Raw genomic sequence first — 310 nt, forward strand, 5'->3', positions numbered from 1 at the left:
GCCGCTCACAGCTCTCGCTCTCGCCGAAATCTACCGCGAAGCCGGCGTGCCCGATGGAGTGGTCAATGTCATCACGACCGCCAAAGCAGGCGACACTGTCAGCGCCATGCTGCACGACGCCCGCGTGCGCAAACTTTCGTTCACCGGCTCCACGGAAGTGGGTCGGCGCCTGCTGCATGAAGCAGCGGACCAAGTCATTTCCTGTTCCATGGAGCTTGGCGGGAACGCGCCGGTGATCGTATTTGACGATGCCGATCTCGATACCGCCCTGGATGGTGCCATGATCGCCAAGATGCGCAATGGCGGGGAG

Annotated in this window: 1 protein-coding gene; it reads left to right on the forward strand. The window is 62.3% G+C overall.

Annotated features, from left to right (window positions below):
* Positions 1 to 310, forward strand: a 310-nt coding sequence (locus tag FLQ44_RS17705) for an aldehyde dehydrogenase family protein (RefSeq protein ID WP_147695458.1), incomplete at both ends; no start/stop codon positions are given.

This window comes from Vogesella mureinivorans (assembly GCF_007644035.1).
Lineage (GTDB): Bacteria > Pseudomonadota > Gammaproteobacteria > Burkholderiales > Chromobacteriaceae > Vogesella > Vogesella mureinivorans.